Source organism: Streptomyces sp. CB02414, assembly GCF_001905385.1.
In the GTDB taxonomy this organism is placed as follows: Bacteria; Actinomycetota; Actinomycetes; order Streptomycetales; family Streptomycetaceae; genus Streptomyces.
In genome coordinates this window covers 448,333-468,300 of record NZ_LIPF01000003.1, presented here as the reverse complement: position 1 = coordinate 468,300, position 19,968 = coordinate 448,333, and the positions used below count along the sequence as shown (strand labels likewise).

At 72.8% G+C, this 19,968-nt stretch carries 18 protein-coding genes; 6 read left to right on the top strand and 12 right to left on the bottom strand.

Annotated elements, in window-relative coordinates; genetic code table 11:
- Positions 1 to 399: 399 nt before the first annotated feature.
- The 3 genes from AMK11_RS13175 to AMK11_RS13165 all read right to left on the bottom strand — a co-directional run bounded on the left by AMK11_RS13175 (position 400) and on the right by AMK11_RS13165 (position 3,814).
- A complete protein-coding gene (locus AMK11_RS13175; RefSeq protein WP_073726509.1) occupies positions 400 to 1,920 on the bottom strand; it encodes a potassium/proton antiporter in 1,521 nt (506 codons plus the stop codon).
- Between the two features lie 198 nt (positions 1,921 to 2,118).
- Complete coding sequence (locus AMK11_RS13170) at positions 2,119 to 2,418, bottom strand: DUF3040 domain-containing protein (RefSeq protein ID WP_073726507.1); 300 nt, start codon at positions 2,416 to 2,418, stop codon at positions 2,119 to 2,121.
- 265 nt (positions 2,419 to 2,683) lie between these two features.
- Positions 2,684 to 3,814 (bottom strand): amidinotransferase, encoded by a 1,131-nt coding sequence (locus AMK11_RS13165; protein ID WP_073726505.1) that lies wholly within the window; start codon positions 3,812 to 3,814, stop codon positions 2,684 to 2,686.
- 142 nt (positions 3,815 to 3,956) lie between these two features.
- On the opposite strand from AMK11_RS13165, the gene AMK11_RS13160 reads away from it, so the two are divergent.
- From AMK11_RS13160 to AMK11_RS13145, 4 genes are all read left to right on the top strand, one after another.
- Positions 3,957 to 4,454, top strand: coding sequence for a DUF2975 domain-containing protein (locus AMK11_RS13160; RefSeq protein ID WP_073726503.1), 498 nt, complete (start codon positions 3,957 to 3,959; stop codon positions 4,452 to 4,454).
- The gene (locus AMK11_RS13155) at positions 4,454 to 4,702 is read left to right on the top strand and encodes a helix-turn-helix domain-containing protein (protein WP_073726501.1); all 249 of its coding nucleotides are present in this window, start codon (positions 4,454 to 4,456) and stop codon (positions 4,700 to 4,702) included. The genes AMK11_RS13160 and AMK11_RS13155 overlap by 1 nt, the downstream gene beginning before the upstream one ends.
- Before the next feature lie 110 nt (positions 4,703 to 4,812).
- Positions 4,813 to 5,118 (top strand): zinc-ribbon domain-containing protein, encoded by a 306-nt coding sequence (locus tag AMK11_RS13150; protein WP_073726831.1) that lies wholly within the window; start codon positions 4,813 to 4,815, stop codon positions 5,116 to 5,118.
- A 122-nt stretch (positions 5,119 to 5,240) separates the two neighbouring features.
- Positions 5,241 to 6,368 (top strand): PucR family transcriptional regulator, encoded by a 1,128-nt coding sequence (locus AMK11_RS13145; RefSeq protein ID WP_073726499.1) that lies wholly within the window; start codon positions 5,241 to 5,243, stop codon positions 6,366 to 6,368.
- Between the two features lie 30 nt (positions 6,369 to 6,398).
- On the opposite strand, the gene AMK11_RS13140 is transcribed toward AMK11_RS13145, so the two are convergent.
- Complete coding sequence (locus AMK11_RS13140) at positions 6,399 to 7,931, bottom strand: flotillin family protein (protein ID WP_073726497.1); 1,533 nt, start codon at positions 7,929 to 7,931, stop codon at positions 6,399 to 6,401.
- A gap of 65 nt (positions 7,932 to 7,996) precedes the next feature.
- Complete coding sequence (locus AMK11_RS13135) at positions 7,997 to 8,506, bottom strand: NfeD family protein (RefSeq protein ID WP_073726495.1); 510 nt, start codon at positions 8,504 to 8,506, stop codon at positions 7,997 to 7,999.
- 254 nt (positions 8,507 to 8,760) lie between these two features.
- On the opposite strand from AMK11_RS13135, the gene AMK11_RS13130 reads away from it, so the two are divergent.
- Complete coding sequence (locus tag AMK11_RS13130) at positions 8,761 to 10,650, top strand: NAD-binding protein (RefSeq protein WP_073726493.1); 1,890 nt, start codon at positions 8,761 to 8,763, stop codon at positions 10,648 to 10,650.
- A 64-nt stretch (positions 10,651 to 10,714) separates the two neighbouring features.
- Here the strand turns inward: AMK11_RS13130 and AMK11_RS13125 are convergent, their stop codons facing one another.
- Positions 10,715 to 12,574: a S9 family peptidase gene (locus AMK11_RS13125; RefSeq protein WP_073726491.1), complete on the bottom strand. Its 1,860-nt coding sequence runs from the start codon at positions 12,572 to 12,574 to the stop codon at positions 10,715 to 10,717.
- Between the two features lie 143 nt (positions 12,575 to 12,717).
- Here AMK11_RS13125 and AMK11_RS13120 point away from each other — a divergent pair, with 143 nt between their 5' ends.
- Positions 12,718 to 13,536, top strand: coding sequence for an SURF1 family protein (locus AMK11_RS13120; protein ID WP_338012645.1), 819 nt, complete (start codon positions 12,718 to 12,720; stop codon positions 13,534 to 13,536).
- A gap of 40 nt (positions 13,537 to 13,576) precedes the next feature.
- On the opposite strand, the gene AMK11_RS13115 is transcribed toward AMK11_RS13120, so the two are convergent.
- The 6 genes from AMK11_RS13115 to AMK11_RS13090 all read right to left on the bottom strand — a co-directional run bounded on the left by AMK11_RS13115 (position 13,577) and on the right by AMK11_RS13090 (position 19,866).
- Positions 13,577 to 14,716, bottom strand: coding sequence for a hypothetical protein (locus AMK11_RS13115; protein WP_241846958.1), 1,140 nt, complete (start codon positions 14,714 to 14,716; stop codon positions 13,577 to 13,579).
- On the bottom strand, positions 14,713 to 15,285 hold the full coding sequence (locus AMK11_RS13110; protein WP_073726487.1) for a SigE family RNA polymerase sigma factor: 573 nt from the start codon (positions 15,283 to 15,285) through the stop codon (positions 14,713 to 14,715). Before AMK11_RS13110 ends, AMK11_RS13115 begins: the two co-directional genes overlap by 4 nt.
- 410 nt (positions 15,286 to 15,695) lie before the next feature.
- On the bottom strand, positions 15,696 to 16,772 hold the full coding sequence (locus tag AMK11_RS13105) for an aspartate-semialdehyde dehydrogenase (protein ID WP_073726485.1): 1,077 nt from the start codon (positions 16,770 to 16,772) through the stop codon (positions 15,696 to 15,698).
- Complete coding sequence (locus AMK11_RS13100; RefSeq protein WP_073726483.1) at positions 16,772 to 18,049, bottom strand: aspartate kinase; 1,278 nt, start codon at positions 18,047 to 18,049, stop codon at positions 16,772 to 16,774. The genes AMK11_RS13105 and AMK11_RS13100 overlap by 1 nt, the downstream gene beginning before the upstream one ends.
- 198 nt (positions 18,050 to 18,247) lie before the next feature.
- Positions 18,248 to 18,826, bottom strand: a complete 579-nt coding sequence (locus AMK11_RS13095) for a Uma2 family endonuclease (protein ID WP_073726481.1) — start codon at positions 18,824 to 18,826, stop codon at positions 18,248 to 18,250.
- Between the two features lie 50 nt (positions 18,827 to 18,876).
- Positions 18,877 to 19,866 carry a hypothetical protein gene (locus tag AMK11_RS13090; protein WP_073726479.1) on the bottom strand — a complete coding sequence of 330 codons (990 nt, stop codon included), beginning with the start codon at positions 19,864 to 19,866 and terminating at the stop codon, positions 18,877 to 18,879.
- Positions 19,867 to 19,968 lie beyond the last annotated feature (102 nt).

Genomic DNA, 19,968 nt, shown 5'->3' with positions numbered 1-19,968 from the left:
GGCGGAGAGTCGGCGCCGGCGGGAAGAGGCAGCGCGTGGGACGCGCGTCGGCCACGGCTCAGCCGCGGCGGCGGCTACTGCCGGGGTCGTACGGGGCTGCTGCCGGAGTCCTACGGGGAACCGGCCGCCGGAGCGTGTCGCCGAGGGGACCGAGGAAACCGAGGGGACTGAGGGTCCGCGCGGAGACGGTGTCGATCCGTGCCACGTCCTCACCCCCGATGCGGTCCCCGGGCCCCGGTGCCGACGCCCGTTGCCGGGCTCTGGCACCAGGGCCGTCTCCCTGTTGCTGCCGCCCTCATCCTCCCCCGGACGCACCCCGCGCCGCATTGCCGTAATGCGGCAATCTTTACGACCCCTTGATGCCTGCTTCGACGCGCACCGCGTCGGTGCCGGGCGTCGTCAGCCCGCCCTCGCCCCGCCCTCCGGCGCCCCCTGTTCGCCCAGCCACCGGGCCAGTTTGCCGCGGCGGCCGACGGCGCGCAGGCGGCGTTCCGTGGCCTCGCGGACCGCGGGCGTGGTGATGAGGAGGAGTTCGTCGTCGGTGCGCAGGGCCGTGTCGCGGTCGGGGACGAGGGTGATGCCGTCGCGGACGATCAGGGTCAGGACGGTCGGGCGCGGCAGGCGTAGTTCGGCGACGGTGACGCCGTGCAGGCGGGAGCCCGGGGGGATGGAGACGGTGAGCAGGTCGGCGTCCAGGACGTCGAGCGGGGCCGTCTCGACCTGGATCTCACGGAGGGTGTCCGGGCGGGTCAGGCCCAGGCGACGGGCGACGGCGGGCAGGGCGGGGCCCTGGATGAGGGTGAAGAGGACGACGAGGACGAAGACGATGTTCAGTACGTCGACGGCGCCGTCCACGCCTTCGACGATCGGGAAGGTCGCCAGGACGATGGGGACCGCCCCGCGCAGGCCCGCCCAGGAGATGAACGCCTGTTCGCGCCAGGGGATGCGGAAGGGGAGGAGGCAGAGGGCGACGGAGACCGGGCGTGCGGCCAGGAGGAGCACCAGGCCGACGGCGAGGGCGGGGAGGATCGCGGAGGGCAGTTCGCTGGGGTCGACGAGCAGGCCCAGCATCACGAACAGGCCGATCTGGGCCAGCCAGCCGGCGCCCTCCGCGAAGGAGCGGGTGGCGGCACGGTGGGGGAGCTTGGCGTTGCCGAGGACGAGGCCGGACAGGTAGGCGGCGATGATGCCGCTGGCGTTCGCGGCGCCGGCGGCGGCGAAGGCGATGATGCCGAAGCCGACCGTGGCGAGCGGGTAGAGGCCGGTGGCGGGGAGGGCGATGTGGCGCAGGGCGGCGGCGCCCAGGCGCCCGATCAGTACGCCGAGGGTGCCGCCGACCACGAGCTGGTAGAGCAGGTTGCCCACGACCGGGGCCGGGCCCGGCAGGTCGCCCGCGGTGGTGGTGGAGAAGATCAGCACCAGGATGATGGTGGGGGCGTCGTTGAAGCCGGATTCCGCCTCCACCAGGCCGGTCACCTTCTGCGGCAGCGGCAGTGAGCGCAGTACGGCGAAGACGGCGGCGGCGTCGGTGGAGGAGACGATGGCGCCCAGCAGCAGGGCCAGGTGCCAGTCCATGCCGAGGAGCCAGTGCGCGCCGGCGGCGGTCACCGCGACGGAGACGGCCACCCCGGCGGTGGCCAGCACGCCGGCCGGGGCGAGCAGGCGTCTGACGTCGCTCCAGCGGGTGGTCAGGCCGCCCTCGACCAGGATGACCGCCAGCGCGGCGGTGCCCAGCGCCTGCGCCAGCTGGGCGTCGTCGAACTCCAGCCCCAGCCCGTCCTCCCCCGCGATCACGCCGACCGCGAGGAAGAGGAGCAGGCTGGGCAGCCCGAGGCGGTGCGCGGCACGGGCGGCGGCGATGCTGGCCAGCAGCACCGTGCCGCCGACGAGAAGGGTCAGATAGAGGTCGGCCAGGGTCATCGGCCCGGTCCCGGGAGATGCGGGACGGGCAGGGCGGGGCGGCGGCCGGCGGGGCGGCGGCCGGCGGGGCCGGGAACGGGGCGGTGCGTGGTGGTCGGCCCCGCTGGGGGTTGGTGAGTGGGGCCGGGAGCAGGGGCGGGAAGGGGGCATCCGTCGGCCGGGGGCCCGGGGGCCGGAGCAAGGGCGTGGGGCCGGCGGTCAGCGGGGCCAGGAGCGGGGTGGTGGGTGGTGGGGCGGGCGGCCGCGGCGGTGTGGGTCGAGGAGTTCCGCGGCGATGCCGGCCATGACCAGGCCGGTGGCGATGAGCAGGCCGTGGGCGAGGAACAGGCCGGAGCCCAGGACCACCAGCGCGGTGGCGAGGAGCAGCCAGGCGCGCAGGGGGTGGTACTCGCGGGGGCGGCGGGGACGGCCCGCGTCCAGGGCGTCGGCGAACCGGGGGTCCTGGCGGTGCAGGTGGTACTCGATCTCGCTGAGTCGCTGGTCGTCGGGTCCGGGCATGGTGTCCTCCTCCCGGCGCGGGGCCCGGTGCGGGCGTCGCGGTCGGTCGGGCGGGCCATCTGCTCTCCTTGCGGGTGGGTACGCCACGATCACACCAGGGCGAGGGGGCGCCGCCGCGCATACGTGGCCGGTTCGCCCCGGTCCGGCGGGCCGGCGCCGGCCGGGGGGAGTGGCTCGGTGCCAGGATCGCCGTCCGCGACGGCGGGCACCATCCGGTACGGAGCCCAGAAGCGGGCGTACGAGACCTGTAGGGGCGGGCAGTGCGTCAGTCGACGTAGGACTCCAGCGTGCCGCGGCGCCGTACGTCGAGGGTCGCGCAGTGGAAGGAGCCGCCGAACGGCGCGTAGTGCAGGAGGTCGCAGGGGACGGGCTCGAAGCCCCAGCGTTCCAGGGCGCGCAGCATGCCGGTGTGGTGCCGGTCGGCGACGACCCGCTCGCCGTCGATGACGAGGACGTTCATGCTGAGCCACTTCCCGCACATCGAGGTGATCTTGAGCATGCGGTCGGGGATCGGGTCGGGCTCGGGCGCGGTCAGGACGTCCCAGGAGGCGAGGGCGTCGGGCAGGCGGTCTGGATCGACGTACTCCGGGTTGATCAGCACCTTGCCGGGCGCCAGCGGCATGAACGTCGTGTCGATGTGCATGGGCGTGCGGCAGCGGCTCTCGATCTCGTGGATGCGGTAGCCGGGCCCGAGGTGGCGGCGCAGCCACTCGACGCCCATGCGGTTGGTGACGTTGCTGCGGGTGACGAAGAGGTCGCGTCCGGCGCGGACGAAGTCCGCCGCGTCGAAGACCGGCTCGAACTCGGTGAGGACGTACCGCATCGGCTCGCCCGGCTTCGGGATGCGGAAGTCCGGGTCGAAGAGCTCGTCGGTGAGCTGGGGCTTGGGGGCAGCGGTCCAGCGTGCGCCGCGGCGGAAGTAGTCCTTTAGCAGCGGGCGGTAGGAGTGCGTCTCGAAGTAGCGGCACGGCCACGCCATCGGGGTCTCGATGATCTCGTCGCCGATCACCAGGAGGCAGTCGCGCGGGCAGGTGTTGCAGAAGCCGCGGGACGACCAGTCCGGGGTGCTGAAGCGCTGCCGGTGGTCGACCGCCTCGGGGCGGGTGACCGTGACGCCGAGGGACTCCAGGAGGGCGACGAACCCGTCGAGCTCCTGCTGCGCCCGCTCGATCAGGACGCGCGGGTAGCGGAATCCGGCGGCCAGTCCCTGCAGCCGGGCCGCCCACGGGGGGACGTTGCAGGTCACGACCGGATGGTCGGAGGGGATCGTCGCGCCTTCCAGCCGTCCGACGACGACCTCCTCCAGCGGGTCCCACTCGTTGTGGGACCCGACCGGCGAGACGGCGGGTTCCGCCGCCTCCGTGACACCGACACCGGGTTCCTGCGCCACCGCCATGACTGACCGCTCTCGCTCGACACGGCTCCGTGACGTACTCGGTGCCCCGAACCGGGCCAACGACACCGCTGTATCCCGCAAAGCTTGCTCAACCTATCGTTTCTCGATAGATTTCCATCGTAGTTCGATTGAAGGAGGGGTGATGGGGCAACTGATGACGCTTGCGCTGCGCGGCGTGCTGGTGGTGTTGCTCGCCGGAGCGGCGTTCGTCCAGGGGGTGCTGATCTGGCTGCTGGCGGCCGGCACCGGCGATCCCGACGCCGCCCTGGCGGCCGTGCGCACGCCGGTCTTCCTGATCGTCGTCCTGGGGGCGGCGGCGGCCGAGGTGGTGCTGGTCTGCGTGTGGCGGCTGGTGACGATGGTGCGGCGGGGCACCGTGTTCTCGCTCGGAGCCTTCCGGTACGTGCACATCGTGATCGGCGCCTTCGTCGCGGCCGCGCTCCTGGTGTTCACCCTCGCGGTCCTCCTCGCGCCGGGCGAGGCCGTCGCGCCGGGCATCGTCCTCATGCTGGGCGGCGTGGTCGTGGCGGTCCTGGGCGTCGCGCTGGTCGTGCTCGTCCTGCGGATGCTGCTCGCCCAGGCCGTCGCCCGCGACATCGAGGCGGCGCGGATGCGGGCCGAGCTGGCGGAGGTGATCTGATGCCGATCGTCGTGGACATCGACGTGATGCTGGCCAAGCGCAAGATGTCCGTGGGCGAGCTCGCGGAGCGCGTCGGCATCACCCCCGCCAACCTGGCGGTGCTCAAGAACGGCCGCGCCAAGGCGGTCCGCTTCACGACGCTCGCCGCGCTCTGCGTCGTACTCGAGTGCCAGCCCGGTGACCTGCTGCGCCACGAGGCCGGGGACAAGTACGAGAACGGGTACGAGGGCGGGTACGACGAGGGGTGACGCCGGGCCGGTGCCGGCCGCGGGTGGCTCCGCGCCCCCTACCGGGCGCAGTCTGGGAGAAGATCTGCGTGCACGCGCGCCCGCGGGCGCCGACCCGGAAGGACCCGCTCGTGATCATCTTCGGCACCAAGGGATACCTCTACCAGCTCGCGGTACTGACGCTGGTGTGCGGCCGGTGCGGCAATCCCTCCGCGCACACGCTCAGGAAGCGCGTCAACAAGTTCACCCTGTTCTTCGTGCCGCTCTTCCCGTTCTCCACGAAGTACCTGACCCAGTGCACCTTCTGCGGCGCGGAACAGCAGGTCAGCAAGGAACAGGCGGACCAGTTGCAGAGGCAGGCCGTGAGCGGCGGCCCGGGAAGCTCCGGCGGACAGCCGTACGGGCAGTCGCCGCAGCACCCCTACCAGCGGCCCTGAGCCGGGACCCCGCGCCGTCGAACCGGCTTACCGCTCCACCGCGTTGCCGGGTCCCGGCAGCCCTGACTACCCTCACTTTGCCGAGACCGCGCACCGGGCGTGACCGGCAGGGGAGGCGCGGGGTGACGGACCAGCAGACGGAGCAGCGGTCGGGGCAGCAGTCGGACCAGCAGGAGGCGTACCTCGACGGGTACGCCGGGATACTCGCCGGGGCCGCCGGCACCGGGCGCCGGCTGACCCGTGACGAGCTGGAGGAACGACGGCTCCTCGGGGAACGGGCCGCGGAGGCCGGACACAGCCTGCGCAGCCTCGTACGGCTGCACCTGGACGCCACCCGCACCTCCTGGCCCGGCACCACGACCGCCTCCGGTGCCGGTGCCGGCGCCGGCACCGGCACCGGCACCGCCGACAGTGTCCTCGCCGCCGTCACCCAGGCCGTCGACGCCTTCGCGGAGGGGTACGAGCGCGCGCAGCGTCTCGCCGTACGGCAGGAGGAGGCCGCCCGGCGGGAGTTCATCGACGACCTGCTCTACGGGCGCAGCGACCTCGGCCGGCTCGCCGAGCGGGCCGAGCGTTTCGGGCTCGTCCTCTCCCGCGCTCACGCCGTCGCGGTGGCCGAGGGGCCGGAGGCGTACGACGACACCGCCCCGGTCACCCGGCTCGTGGAGACCGCGCTCATCTCCCGCTTCGGCGACCGACGCATCCTGATCACCACCAAGAACGGGCAGCTCATCTGCATCGCGCCCGGCGACCAGGACGACGTCCTCAGCTTCTTCGCCAAGCAGGCGTACGCCGCCACCGACGGCAGCCGGGTCGCCATCGGGCGCCCGCAGACCGGCGCGGGCGGTGTCGTGCACAGCTACGAGGAGGCGCTGAGCACCCTCGAACTCGCCGAACGGCTGGAGCTGGACGAGCCCGTGCTGCGCGCCGCCGACCTGCTCGTCTACCCGGTGCTCACCCGCGACCGGCAGGCCATGGCCGACCTCGTGGTGAGCGTGCTGGGTCCGCTGCGCGACGCCCGCGGCGGGGCCGAACCGCTGCTGCGGACCCTGGAGGCGTACTTCGACGCCGGCTGCACCGCGGCCGAGGCCGCCCGCCGCCTGACGCTCAGCGTGCGCGCCCTCACCTACCGGCTGGACCGCATCCACCAGCTGACCGGGGCCAACCCCGCCGACCCGGTGCACCGCTACACCCTGCAGACCGCGGTGATCGGGGCCCGGCTGCTGGGCTGGCCCGCCCAGGAGATCTGAGCGGTCCGGCCGGGCCGTATCCGCCCCGGGTCAGCCGGTGATCTCGACCTTGCCGTTGTCGCGCTGGTCGGGGCCGCTCTGCGGCTCGGGAGCGGCGCCCTTCGCCGTGAGGTTCTTCAGCAGGGCCGCCAGGTCGACGCCGGTGGTGGAGCCCAGCAGTTCCATGCCCTGCGCCACGTTGTCGGTGACCGTGCGGGACAGGCGGCTCGCGCCGTCCGTCGAGATGACCGTCATCTTGTCCACGGCCGACAGCGGCTCGGAGGCCTTGGCGACCACCTGCGGCAGCACCTCGACCAGCATCTGGAGCACGGCCGCGTCGCCGTACCGCTCGAAGGCGTCGGCCTTCTTGTGCATCGCCTCGGCCTCGGCCGCGCCCTTGGCGCCGATCGCGGCGGCCTCCGCCTCTCCCTCCAGCCGTACGGCCTCGGCGATCGCCGCACGCCGCGAGCGCTCCGCCTCACCCTGCTTGAGACCCTCGATGGCCTCCGCCTCGGCGAGCGCGCCGCGCCGCTGCTTCTCGCCCTCACCGGTGAGCCGGGCCCGCTCGGCCTCGGCCTGGGCGCCCGCGATCTCGGCCGCCCGGTCGGCCTCCGCCTGCTTGACCCGCGCCACCCGGCGGGCCTCCGCCTCCTGCTCGGCCTCGTACCGCTTGGCGTCGGCCGGCTTGCGCACCTCGGTGTCCAGCTGGCGGTCCTTCAGCGCCGCCTGCCGTTCGGCGACCTTCTCCTGCTCGGCGAGGATGTCCTGCTGGCGGGCCGCGTCGGCGAGCGGACCGGCGGCGTTGGCGCGGGCCGCGGCCTGGTCGGTCTCGGCCTTGATCTCGGCCTGCTTCAGGTAGAGGGTCCGCTGCGCGACCGCGATCTCCTCCTCGGCCTTCAGCCGCGCCTGCTCGGCCGCCCGCCGGGCCACGGCCTCGGCGATGTCGGCCTCCTGCTTGGCCCGCGCCGCCTCGGGACGGCCCAGGTCCTCCAGGTAGGAGCCCTCGGTGGTGATGTCCTGGATCTGGAAGGCGTCGAGCACCAGGCCCTGCCCGGACAGGCTCGCCTCCGCCTCCTCGGCGACCTGCCCGGCGAACGCGGCCCGGTCCCGGATGACGTCCTCCACGGACATCCGGCCGACGATCGCGCGCAGCGCGCCGGACAGCACCTCCTGGGTGAAGCCGACGATGCCGTCCTGCTGCATCAGGAACCGCTGCGCCGCCGCGCGGATCGCGTCCTCCGTGCCGCCGACCTTGACGATCGCGACGCCTTCGAGGTTGGCCTTCACCCCGCGCAGCGTCACCGCGCCGCGCACGGCGACCGGGATGTGCCGGGAGGAGAGGTCGAGCGTGAACCGCTGCTGCACGAACGGCACGACGAACACACCGCCGCCGACCACGACCTTCTGGCCGCTGTTGTCGGTGAAGACACGGCCGGTCTCCGGATCGGTGGACTTCTTGCCGCGCCGCCCCGTGACGATGAACGCCTCGCTCGGGCCGGCCACCTTGTAGCGGCTGACCACCACCAGCGCGAGCAGCACCAGGAGTACGACGACCCCCAGCACCGCGATGACGACAGGACTCATGGCAACGCCCCCGAATCACTAGGCAGAGCAGACGAACAGAAGTCGGGCAGGGCCCACGGGGCCGCTCAGCGGTCCACCGGGCGGACCACGACCGACGTCCCGGTCGGCACCGCCTCGACCCACACCTCGGTGCCCCGCGCCACCGGCTCCGCGCTGCGCGCCGCGCACTTCAGCGGCTGGCCCGCGAGCCGGAGCAGCACCTCGCCGAACCCGTCGGCGGGAATGGCGGTCACGACCTTGCCGGACGTGCCGAGCAGGTCGTCCGAGCTGGGCGTGGCGGCGGTCCGGTCGCGCATCAGCGCACGGCTGAAGCGGTACGTCAGCCAGGCGGCCGCCACTCCGGCGACCGCGCCGGCCCCGGTGGCGCCCGCCGGGCCGGTCCAGCCGGTACCGAGGGCGATGGCGCCTGCGAAGCCGGTCATCGCCGTGAACCCGGCGATGACCGGCAGCGACAGCCACCCCTCCAGGAAGCCGTCCAGCGCTCCCCCGAACGCGCCTTCCAGCACTCCGTCGAAGACCAGCGACAGGGCGAGCAGCACGACCCCCGTGATACCCAGCCCGAGAAACCAGGCCATCGTGCCGTCCCCCTCCCGCCCGTCGCTGAGCTTCGGTGAGTCATATGTTCACCTCCGGACCGGCACCACGTCATTGCCGTCTTCCGGCAGTCTTAACGCGTCTTTAATGCCGTCCTCCGGCTCTCCTCCGGCCCTCCTCCAACTCCTCGGCCGCTCCTGGAACCGCGGCTCGCGCCGGTACTGTCCTTCCTCAAATGGGGACTTCAACGGGGAGCGTTCCGCACCAGGCCGGGCAGGGCGACACGTACGCGCACATGGTGGTGTGCGGCGACGACGGGCTGGCGCACCGCCTGGCCGCCGAACTGCGCGGCGTCTACCGCGAGCAGGTCACACTCGTCGTCCCGCCCTCCGGGAGCCGGGTGCGCCAGCCCGTGGTCGGGCGGGCCCGCGCGGCCTCCGCGGCGCTGCTGGACAGGGTCAGCGCGGCCGTCGGCCGCGCGGGCAACGGCGACCCCGGGGCGGGTGACCCGAACGGCGCCGGCCGTGAACTGGAGGCCGCCGAGCCGACCGACGAGGTGCTCGCGCAGGCCGGCGTGGACCGGGCGGCGGCCCTGGCCCTCGTGTACGACGACGACGAGACCAACATCCGCGCCGCCCTGGCCGCCCGCCGGCTCAACCCGCGGCTGCGCCTGGTCCTGCGTCTGTACAACCGGCGGCTCGGCCGGCACATCGAGGAACTGCTCGACCAGAGCGCCGCGCTGGCCACCGGCGACTCGCGGGACGCCGGGCTGGACGGCGCCGGTACGTCCACGACCGTGCTGTCCGACGCGGACACGGCGGCGCCCGCGCTGGCGGCGACCGCGCTGGTCGGCACCAGCAAGGTCGTCGAGACGGACGGGCTGCTGCTGCGCGCGGTGGAACGGCAGCCGCCGCGCCCCGGCGAGGTCGCCGACCCGGGCCTGTGCACGCTGGCGCTGCTCTCCGCGACGAGCAACGACCCGGCCGGGGCGGACGGTTCGGAGGAGAGCGGCGAGCAGGGACCGCAACTGCTGCCCGACGCGGCGGCGGTGGAGGCGGCCACCGGACGGGGCACGGTCGCCCTGGAGCAGGTGTCGTACTCCGGTCCGCCGCTGCCCGCCGCGCGGGCCGGTGTCCCGCCGTTCGGCGAGCTGTTCTCGCGGCGGCTGCGGTGGTCGCTGGCGGGCCTGGGGGCGTGCGTGGTCGCGCTCGCCATGGCGCTGATGGTGGTCACCGAGGACCACCCGCTGCACGCGACGTACGTGACCCTCCTCGACCTGTTCGCCATCAACGAACCCGCGCACAACGCGGACTCCGGACGGCAGGTGCTGCAACTCCTCTCCGGCTTCGTCGGGTTGCTGCTGCTGCCGGTGCTGCTCGCCGCCGTACTGGAGGCCCTGGGGACCTTCCGGAGCGCGACGGCGCTGCGGAAGCCGCCGCGCGGGCTCGGCGGGCACGTCGTCCTGCTCGGTCTCGGCAAGATCGGCACACGCGTGCTGACCCGCCTGCGGGAGATGGACATCCCCGTGGTGTGCGTCGAGGCCGACCCCGAGGCGCGCGGCATGGCGACGGCGCGGCGGCTGCGGGTACCGGTGGTGCTCGGGGACGTCACGCAGGAGGGTGTCCTGGAGGCCGCCAAGATCCACCGGGCGCACTCGCTGCTCGCGCTGACGAGTGTCGACACCACGAATCTGGAGGCGGTGCTGTACGCCCGCTCCGTGCGGGCGCGGCTGCGGGTGGTGCTGCGGCTGTACGACGACGACTTCGCGACCGCCGTGTACCGGACGCTGCGCGCGGCGCACCCGGGGGCGCTGACCCGCAGCCGCAGCGTGACGCACCTGTCCGCACCGGCGTTCGCGGGGGCGATGATGGGCCGCCAGATCCTGGGGGCGATCCCCGTCGAACGGCGGGTGCTGCTGTTCGCGGCGGTACGGGTGGCGGGGCATCCGCAGCTGGAGGGGCGGACGGTCGGGGAGGCGTTCCGGGCGGGGGCGTGGCGGGTGCTGGCGCTGGAGGTCTCCGACCCCGCCTCCGACGGTGAGGCGGGGCGGGGGTCCAGGTTGGTGTGGGAGCTGCCCGACACGTATGTCCTGCGGAGCAGTGACCGGGTGGTGCTGGCGGCGACCCGGCGGGGGCTGGCGGAGTTGCTGGGACGGCGGGGGGCGCGGCGGGGGACGGGATCGTAGGGGCGGGTCGCAGGGGCCGACGGTTGTAGGGGCGCCGCCGCCCCTACAACCGTCGGGCGAACGGCTAGCCGCGCGGCAGGTGCCGTGCCGCGAAGTCCAGCTCCAGCCGGATCTGCTTGATCCGTTCGTCCACCACCAGCGAGCCGTGCCCCGCGTCGTAGCGGTACACCTCGTGGACGGCTCCCCGCTCCTCAAGGCGCTCGACGTAGTTCTCGACCTGGCGGATCGGGCAGCGCGGGTCGTTGACGCCGGCCGAGATGTAGACCGGGGCCTTGACCTGGTCGACGTAGGTCAGCGGGGAGGAGGCCTCGAAGCGGTCGGGGACCTCTTCGGGGGTGCCGCCCAGGAGGGTGCGGTCGAGGGCCTTCAGACCCTCCATCTCGTCGTGGTACGCGGTGACGTAGTCGGCGACCGGGACGGCGGCGATGCCCAGCGTCCAGGCCTCGGGCTGGGTGCCGACGCCGAGGAGCGTGAGGTAGCCGCCCCAGGAGCCGCCGGTGAGGATCAGGCGCTCCGGGTCGGCGAGGCCCGAGGTGACCGCCCACTCGCGCACCGCCGCGATGTCCTCCAGCTCGATGAGGCCGACCCGGTGCTTGAGGGCGTCGGTCCAGGCGCGGCCGTAGCCGGTGGAGCCCCGGTAGTTGACCCGGACCACCGCGTAGCCGTGGTCGACCCAGGCGGCCGGGCCCGCGGCGAAGGCGTCGCTGTCGTGCCAGGTGGGGCCGCCGTGGATGTCGAAGACCGTCGGGAGCGGGCCGCTGGTGCCGGCCGGCTTCTGGACCAGGGCGTGGATGCGGCCGCCCGGGCCCTCCACCCACACGTCCTCCACCGGGACCGAGCGCGGCGACTGCATGCCGGGCGGGTCCAGGACGACCCGGCCGTCCGTCGAGCGGACCGTCGACGGCTCCGCGGCCGAGGACCACAGGTACTCGACGGTGCCGTCGGGGCGGGCCGTCGCCCCGGAGACCGTGCCGGCCGGGGTGTCGATCTCCACCAGCTCGCGCTCGGCGAAGTCGTAGCGGAACAGCTCGCTGCGGGCCTCGAAGCCGTGCACGATCAGCAGGCCGCTGCCGTCCGGATACCACTCGGCGCTGACGTCGCCGGGCAGCTCCAGGGCGAGGTCGGTCTGCTCACCGCTCGCCACGTCCCACACCAGGGGCTCCCAGCGGCCCCGGCGCTGGTGGCCGATGAGCAGGCGGGTGTCGCCGTCGACCGGCGCGAAGCCGAGGACCTCCAGGCCCAGCTCCTCCTCGCCGCCCCGGGTGTCGTCCAGCTCGGCGACCGTCGTGCCGTCGGGGCGCACCACGCGCAGCGCCGAGTGCATGGCGTCACCGTGCTCGGTGTGCTCGATCGCGATCAGTGTGCCGTCGTGGGAGAGGTCGCCGACGCCCGCGGACTCGCGGTGCCGGTAGATCTCCGCCGGGGCGGCGTCCGCGCGCGCGAGGTGGACGGTCGTGCCGTCCTCGTCGGTGGAGCGGCCGATCACCGCCGTGCGCCCGTCCCGGGCGAGGGCGAGACCCGCCGGGTAGGACGCGTCCAGGCCGGGCACCGCGAGCTCGTCCTCGCCGCCCGCGAAGGGCTGGCGCCGCCAGACGCCGAACTCGTCGCCGTCCTTGTCGTCGAACCACCAGATCCAGTCGCCGTCGGGCGAGAGCACACCGTCCGTCGTGCCGTTGGGCCGGTCGGTGACCTGGCGCTGCTCGCCGGTGGACCGGTCCCAGGCGTACAGCTCGTAGGTCCCCGTCGCGTTCGACACGAACAGGGAGCGGTCCGGCGCGTCCTCGGCCCAGTCGGGCAGCGACACCCTCGGCGCCCGGAACCGCTTCTCCCAGTCGGGCATCTGCTCGTCCTGCGTCCGCTCGCCCTGCGTCCGCCGCTCGTCCACACCCATGTCCGACGGAACGGATCCGTTGCTCTCAGTCATGGCCCCATACTGCCCCGACCGGGCGACAACGCGCAGGCCACGTCCCCAGCCTGTGGACAACCTCGCCCGTCCCGCCGCACTCCCCCAGGTTTTCCACAGCCCCGCGGCGGGGCCACCGGGGTGCGCCCCGTACCGTGGAGGGCGTGTACCGGTTTCTGCTGACGCCCCGCTGGTGGGGGATCAACGTCTTCGTCGTCCTGGCCATCCCCTTCTGCATCTTCATGGGTTCGTGGCAGCTGGGCCGGTTCGAGGACCGGGTCCAGGACCACGAGACGGCCACCGCCCCACAGGATCCGGCGCGCCGGGAGGCGGCCCGGCCGCTGACGGAGCTGCTGCCCGTGGACAAGGCCACGGTCGGCGACCAGACGACGGTGAGCGGCCGCTACGCCGACCAGCTGCTGGTCCCGGAGCGGAAGCTGGACGACCGCGAGGGCTTCTACGTCCTCACGCTGCTGCGCACCGACGACGGCAAGGCACTGCCGGTCGTGCGCGGTTGGCTGTCCGGCGATCCCGACACGGCGAAGGTCCCGGCCCCTCCCACCGGCCGGGTGACCGTCACCGGAGCCCTCCAGGCCGCCGAGTCGGTCGGCAGCAACGGCGTGAGCGGCCGCTCCGGCTGGCCGGAGGGGCAGACCGGCGCGATCAGTGCCGCGACGCTGCTGAACCTGGTGCCGTACGACGTCTACGACGCGTGGGTGACGCTCAACGAGGGCGACTCCGGGATGCGGGCCGTGCCCGTGAGCGCGCCGCAGGGCACGGGGCTGGACCTGAAGGCGTTCCAGAACCTCGGCTACACCGCCGAGTGGTTCGCCTTCGTGGGCTTCGTGATCTTCATGTGGTTCCGGCTGCTGCGCCGCGAGGTCGAGCTCGCCAGGGACGCGGAGCTGGGGCTGGTCCCGGAGGACGAGGACCGGGACGCGGAGGGCGAGCGCAAGCCGCAGCCCAGCCCGTCCGGCGTCTGACGCCGGACAGGCACCGGACGGTGCGCCCGGGCCGCGTCGGCTATGACGCGGCCAGCACGCCCGTCCAGTACACGGTGCCCGCGCACGCGTCGGTCACCGTCGCCGTCGCCGAGCCCGAGCCGCCCTCCGGGGTGTACGTCACCGACACGCTCCCGTCGGCCTTGCCGTCCGCGGTGAGCAGCTGGGTCGTGGTGCCGGAGGCGGTCGCCTCGTCGCCGCCCGTGGAGGTGCCGCCCGCCGCGGTCGTCTCGCCGGTGGGCGAGGGGTCGGGCGAGGGTTTGCCGGTGCTGCCGCCCGTGGTGGTCCCGGTGGTGGGGCAGGTCTCCGAGGGCACCCAGGCGAACTGCACCTCGTAGGCGGAGGCGGGCGCCAGGGTCAGCGAGGTGGTCTCCAGGGACGGGTCGGACAGTCCGGCCGCCGGGTCTCCGGCCACGTGCCGTGCGGTGCCGACCTTGGTGGCGTCCGCCGCGCCCTGCGAGGTGGTGAGCAGAGTGCCGGGGCCGCCGACGGTGCAGTCCCGGGAGGAGACGTTGGTGACCCGGAAGGAGCCGTAGACCACACCCGTCGAGTCGGGTCCCGCGCTGCTCGCGACGGCCGGGCCGAGCTGGTCGGCCGAGCACACGGGCACATCGGCGGGGGCGCTCGCGGACGGGTCGGTGCCGGGGGCGGTGCCCGTCGCGGCACCGCTCTCCTTGTCCTCGGGCTGCTTCTCGGGGTCGCCCTTCTCCTTGCCCTCGGCCGTCCCCCCGGAACCGGCGATGCCGCTCTGGCCGCCGGCCGGGTCCTTGCCCTGGGAGGCACCGCCCTGCGCCTGCGAAGCGTGACCGGCGACGGAGGGGTCGGCCCCCGGGCCGGTGGTCTTGGACACGTGCACGAGGGCCGGTACCGCCGTGCCGATGAAGAGGGCGGCGGCCGCCACGCCGACGACGGCCTGACGCTTGCGGGCCCTGCGGGCGGGTACCGCGCGGCGCAGGTGCTCCAGGGTGCCGTCGCTCGGCTCCACGTCCCGGACCGCCTGGTGCAGCATCCTGCGCAGGACCAGCTCGTCGGGGTCGAGTCCGCCGGGCTCCCGGGGTTCGGGGCCGTCCCCGTCGGGGCCGTGATTCACAGTTCCGTTCCCAGCGTGCGTGTGCTTGTACTCGTCGCGGTCCCCGCGCCGTGCGTCGTGACCGTCGCTCATGCCGGTGCCTCCATGGCCACCCTGAGCGCCGCGATGCCGCGCGAGCCGTAGGCCTTGACCGAGCCGAGGGATATGCCGAGCGCCTCGGCCGTCTGCGCCTCGGTCATGTCGGCGAAGTAGCGCAGCACCAGCACCTCGCGCTGGCGGCGCTGCAGTCCCTTCATCGCCTTGATCAGGGAGTCCCGCTCCAGCTGGTCGTAGGCACCCTCCTCCGCGCTCGCCATGTCCGGCATGGGCTTGGAGAGCAGCTTGAGGCCGAGGATGCGGCGGCGCAGCGCCGAGCGCGAGAGATTGACGACCGTCTGGCGCAGGTAGGCCAGGGTCTTCTCCGGGTCGCGGACACGTTTGCGCGCCGAGTGGACGCGGATGAAGGCCTCCTGGACGACGTCCTCGCAGGAGGCGGTGTCGTCGAGGAGGAGGGCGGCGAGGCCGAGCAGCGACCGGTAGTGCGTCCGGTACGTCTCGGTGAGGTGGTCGACGGTGGTACCCGCCGCCGCGTCCTCCGCGCCGTCGCGCTGGTTCGATATGCGGGCCGGCCGCGCTGCGGGCATGGGCGCGATCACCGGCATGCCACCGGCCGGACCGGCCACTCGGGGACGGACGGGCCGGACGGGTGGCCGCACGGCGGGGCCACGCGCTGTCGCGGGGAAATCGAGTACCTCTGCCACGCCAGTTGGACACGCCCACCCCCGTGAGGGTTGTACGTGCCGGGCGTCACGTTCCCGCGCCCGCCGGGCGGCAGCCCGGCTGACGGTGCGTCATAGGCCCTCATTGTCCCGCTCTTCCCCTATATCCCATGTGAACGAGCGTCCCCACGCCCGCCCTCGACGTCCCCACGCCGACCGCACGCCTTCGCGCCCTGATGGGTGACCGCAATGACGCTTGCCGCCCTCCGCATGGTTGCGGAGGGCGGAGAGGAAATCCTCTGATGCCACAGGTGTCCGATACAAGTAGTCCGGACCAACTTCCGGATCACATCTCAGTCGAACTCGGCGGCGACCAGCTCCGCGATCTGCGCCGTGTTCAGCGCGGCCCCCTTGCGCAGGTTGTCCCCGCAGACGAAGAGCTCCAACGCCGTCGGGTCGTCCAGGGCCCGCCGCACCCGTCCGACCCACGTCGGATCGGTGCCGACGACGTCGGCGGGGGTCGGGAACTCCCCCGCGGCCGGGTTGTCGAACAGGACGACACCGGGCGCGGTGGCCAGGATCTCCCGGGCCTTGTCGACCGTCACCTCGCCCTCGAAGCGGGCGTGGACGGTCAGCGAGTGCGTGGTGACGACCGGCACCCGTACGCACGTCACCGCCACCGGGAGGTGCGGCAGCCCGAGGATCTTCCGGGACTCGTCCCGGACCTTCATCTCCTCCGAGGACCAGCCGTCCTCGCGCGCCGAGCCGGCCCACGGTACGACGTTCAGCGCGACCGGCTCCGGAAACGGCCCGGTGTCGTCGCCGACGGCCCGCCGCACGTCACCGGGGTGGGTCCCCAACTCGGTCCCGGCCACCAGGGACAGCTGCCGGCGCAGCGTCTGAACACCGTCCCGCCCGGCCCCGCTCACCGCCTGGTACGACGAGACCACCAGCTCGCGCAGCCCGAACTCGGCGTGCAGCGCGCCCAGCGCCACGATCATGGACAGCGTCGTGCAGTTCGGGTTGGCCACGATCCCGCGCGGCCGCATCCGCACCGCGTGCGGATTGACCTCGGGCACGACAAGGGGCACGTCCGGGTCCATCCGGAACGCGCCCGAGTTGTCGATCACCACCACACCCTTGGCGGCGGCGACCGGCGCCCACTGCGCGGAGACCTCGTCGGGCACGTCGAACATGGCGACGTCGACCCCGTCGAAGGCCTCTTCGCTCAGCGCGACGACCTCGACCTCCTCCCCGCGCACGGCCAGCTTGCGGCCGGCCGAGCGCGGGGAGGCGATCAGACGGATGTCACCCCAGACGTCCGCGTGCTGGGACAGGATCTGGAGCATGACCGCACCGACGGCGCCGGTCGCTCCCACGACGGCCAGGGTCGGCCGCCCGGTGCGCCCGGCACCCGCGATGTCGACCATCAGCGCCCGGTGCCTCCGTAGACCACGGCCTCGTCGCTGTCGGAGTCCAGCCCGAAGGCCGTGTGCACGGCGCGGACGGCCTCGTTCACGTCGTCCTTGCGAGTGACGACCGAGATACGGATCTCGGAGGTCGAGATCAGCTCGATGTTCACGCCGGACTCGGAGAGCGCGGTGAAGAAGTCGGCGGTGACGCCCGGGTTGCTCTTCATCCCGGCGCCGACCAGCGAGATCTTGCCGATCTGGTCGTCGTAGCGCAGCGAGTCGAAGCCGATGCCCGCGCGGTTCTTCTCCAGCGCGTCGATGGCCTTGCGGCCCTCGGTCTTCGGCAGGGTGAAGGAGATGTCCGTCAGGCCGGTGGAGGCGGCGGACACGTTCTGCACGACCATGTCGATGTTGACCTGGGCGTCGGCGATCGCCCGGAAGATCGCGGCGGCCTCGCCCGGCTTGTCCGGGACACCGACGACGGTGACCTTGGCCTCGGAGGTGTCGTGCGCGACACCGGAGATCATGGCCTGCTCCACGTGCTTTTCCCCTTGCTTGATCGGCTCGCTGCTCACCCACGTGCCCTGCAGTCCGCTGAAGCTGGACCGGACGTGGATCGGGATGTTGTACCGGCGGGCGTACTCCACACAGCGGTGGAGCAGCACCTTGGAACCGGAGGCCGCGAGCTCCAGCATGTCCTCGAAGGAGATCCAGTCGATCTTCTTCGCCTTCTTCACCACGCGCGGGTCGGCGGTGAACACGCCGTCCACGTCGGTGTAGATCTCACAGACGTCCGCGTCGAGCGCGGCGGCGAGAGCGACGGCCGTCGTGTCGGACCCGCCGCGCCCCAGCGTGGTGATGTCCTTGCTGTCCTGGCTGACGCCCTGGAAGCCGGCCACGATGGCGACGTTGCCCTCGTCCACCGAGGTCTTGATGCGCCCCGGCGTCACGTCGATGATGCGCGCCTTGTTGTGGACCGAGTCGGTGATGACTCCGGCCTGGCTGCCGGTGAACGACTGGGCCTCGTGACCCAGGTTTTTGATCGCCATGGCCAGCAGCGCCATGGAGATACGCTCCCCGGCGGTCAGCAGCATGTCGAGTTCGCGCCCGGCAGGGATCGGGGAAACCTGCTCGGCGAGATCGATCAGCTCGTCCGTCGTGTCGCCCATCGCGGAAACGACGGCGACCACCTGGTTGCCGTTCTTCTTCGCTTCCACGATCCGCTTGGCGACGCGCTTGATGCCTTCGGCATCGGCTACGGAGGAGCCTCCGTACTTCTGCACGACAAGGCCCACGTGCGCTCCTCGCTCAATCCGTCTCTTTCCGCACGTACGTATATGTACTGCGGTCGGCTCATTTTACCGAGCGTCCGGGTTTCGCCTCTGCGGTATCGCATGGTGAGACCCGGGTACTCGCTCAGGCTGGCTCATGCCCATCGCGGCGCGGGTCACTCGGGAAAGTGCCGTGTGTCACACGTTCACAAGTGAGAGACGTCAGTCCGCCAGGTCTTTGAGGGGCTCGGTGTCGAGGGTGATGTCGACGGGGGCGGGGAGGTGGACGGGGGCGCCGAAGGCGCTGTTCACCTGCGTGCGGTAGCGGCCGTCCTTCGGCTCGGTGAACACCGTGACCGTGCAGTCGTCCCGGTCGACGAGGAGATAGACGGGGATGCCTGCGGCGGCGTATGCGTCGGGCTTCTCTACTCGGTCGCGCCGGTTGGTGTCGGAGTCGTAGGACGTGATCTCCACGGCCATGAGAGCTCCCTCAGCCTCGGACCATTCACCGTGGCCCTTCAAGCCACCCACGCGCACCAGCACGCCGTCCGCGCGGGCTCGCCCCTTTCGGTACCTCTCCGTCTGCAGCCCACTCTCTGCGTGCAGCCACAGGTCCGGCCGGTGCTGCACGCACACCCGTTGCAGCCACGCGATCATCTCGCGGTGGTTGCCGTCCGCCATGGGCTTGACCACGACCTTTCCGTGAATGAACTCCAGCCACACGGACTCCGGGGCATGGCGTTCGAACTCCTCGAACTCCTCGACGGACATCTGGGGCCGGTGCTCGGTCCTAGGGCTCATGGCGTCGCCTCCTCGACACCATGGTGCCCCGGCCGGCGCCTCCTGCACGCTCACAGCGCCCGCTCCGCCCTCGGCGGCAGGCCGGCCGCCGCGCGCACCTCCGCCGCGCGGCGGGGAACGTCCACGACCTCGTACACCGCGTCGGGGACTGCCAGGAACGTGTCCGGCACGTAGCCGACGTCCAGCAGACCGGCCTCCTCGGCGGCCACGGCCGCCTCGAACTCGGCGCGGCAGTCGGGGCACATGCCGCCCTTGATCTCCGTCGTCCGCTCGTCCGCGTCACAGTCCATGCAGGCCATGACCGCGCGGGTCACGCGGGCCCGGCGCGGGGCGGCCTTCTGGCGGATCTTCGCCTTCTTCGGGGGCATCTTGTTCTCCAGTCGGTTGCGGGCGAGTCCGCCCGGGTTGTTCACGGTCGAGGGCAGCCCCTCGGTCACCGCGCGGGTGATGTCCCCGGGCGTCGCCCCGCGCGACAGCCACTCCCCCGCCAGCGAGGCGAGGGACCGGCAGTCGGACGCGGACAGGGACATACGGGGGTCCGCCTCGCGGATTCCGGCGAAGGTGAGGTACGAGGTGGAGGCCTCGGAGTCGGGCTCGGGCTCAGGTTCGGACTGCTGGTCGGCCTCCGGTTCCGGCAGCTCGGGCTCGTCGGTCCGGGCGAGGCCGGGACCGAGGTCGCCGGGCACGATCCGGCCCTTCCGCTCCCGCGCGAACTCCTCCCACCACTCATTCGACCTGCGCGTACGCGACCAGTACGTCCGCGTGACCCACCGCATGGTGTTGTCCTCGACGGTGATGTGCTCCCTGATCCAGCGCAGGTGGCCGGCGTCGGCGAGGCGGCCGAGGGACGTGCGCACCGCCTGCTGGCCGTAGCGGGGGTGCTGTGCCGCGAGGACCTTGTGGCCCATCGCGTGACCGTCGTCGAGGTGGTCCACGAAGACGGCGATCTCCGCCTCACGCGGGCTCAGGTGTGCGAAGTCCGGGTCCGCGTGCGGGTCTTCGTCGCCCGCGAGGCGTTTTCCGTAGCCCGGATTGGCCATGGGGTGGGACGGGGCGGGGAGGGCGGGACTAAGGTTGGCGCAAGCCACCATCGGAGCTGGTTCCTTCGATGCGTAGGTCAGGTCCCGGATTGGTGTTGGCGC

What these genes read in the sequence shown, in the direction of transcription:
- AMK11_RS13175 (WP_073726509.1), bottom strand. Translation starts at nt 1,920, where the DNA reads ATGACCCTGGCCGACCTCTATCTGACCCTTCTCGTCGGCGGCACGGTG.
- AMK11_RS13170 (WP_073726507.1), bottom strand. Translation starts at nt 2,418, where the DNA reads ATGCCCGGACCCGACGACCAGCGACTCAGCGAGATCGAGTACCACCTG.
- AMK11_RS13165 (WP_073726505.1), bottom strand. Translation starts at nt 3,814, where the DNA reads ATGGCGGTGGCGCAGGAACCCGGTGTCGGTGTCACGGAGGCGGCGGAA.
- AMK11_RS13160 (WP_073726503.1), top strand. Translation starts at nt 3,957, where the DNA reads ATGGGGCAACTGATGACGCTTGCGCTGCGCGGCGTGCTGGTGGTGTTG.
- AMK11_RS13155 (WP_073726501.1), top strand. Translation starts at nt 4,454, where the DNA reads ATGCCGATCGTCGTGGACATCGACGTGATGCTGGCCAAGCGCAAGATG.
- AMK11_RS13140 (WP_073726497.1), bottom strand. Translation starts at nt 7,931, where the DNA reads ATGAGTCCTGTCGTCATCGCGGTGCTGGGGGTCGTCGTACTCCTGGTG.
- AMK11_RS13135 (WP_073726495.1), bottom strand. Translation starts at nt 8,506, where the DNA reads ATGGCCTGGTTTCTCGGGCTGGGTATCACGGGGGTCGTGCTGCTCGCC.
- AMK11_RS13130 (WP_073726493.1), top strand. Translation starts at nt 8,761, where the DNA reads ATGGTGGTGTGCGGCGACGACGGGCTGGCGCACCGCCTGGCCGCCGAA.
- AMK11_RS13125 (WP_073726491.1), bottom strand. Translation starts at nt 12,574, where the DNA reads ATGACTGAGAGCAACGGATCCGTTCCGTCGGACATGGGTGTGGACGAG.
- AMK11_RS13115 (WP_241846958.1), bottom strand. Translation starts at nt 14,716, where the DNA reads ATGAGCGACGGTCACGACGCACGGCGCGGGGACCGCGACGAGTACAAG.
- AMK11_RS13110 (WP_073726487.1), bottom strand. Translation starts at nt 15,285, where the DNA reads ATGCCGGTGATCGCGCCCATGCCCGCAGCGCGGCCGGCCCGCATATCG.
- AMK11_RS13105 (WP_073726485.1), bottom strand. Translation starts at nt 16,772, where the DNA reads ATGGTCGACATCGCGGGTGCCGGGCGCACCGGGCGGCCGACCCTGGCC.
- AMK11_RS13095 (WP_073726481.1), bottom strand. Translation starts at nt 18,826, where the DNA reads ATGAGCCCTAGGACCGAGCACCGGCCCCAGATGTCCGTCGAGGAGTTC.
- AMK11_RS13090 (WP_073726479.1), bottom strand. Translation starts at nt 19,866, where the DNA reads ATGGCCAATCCGGGCTACGGAAAACGCCTCGCGGGCGACGAAGACCCG.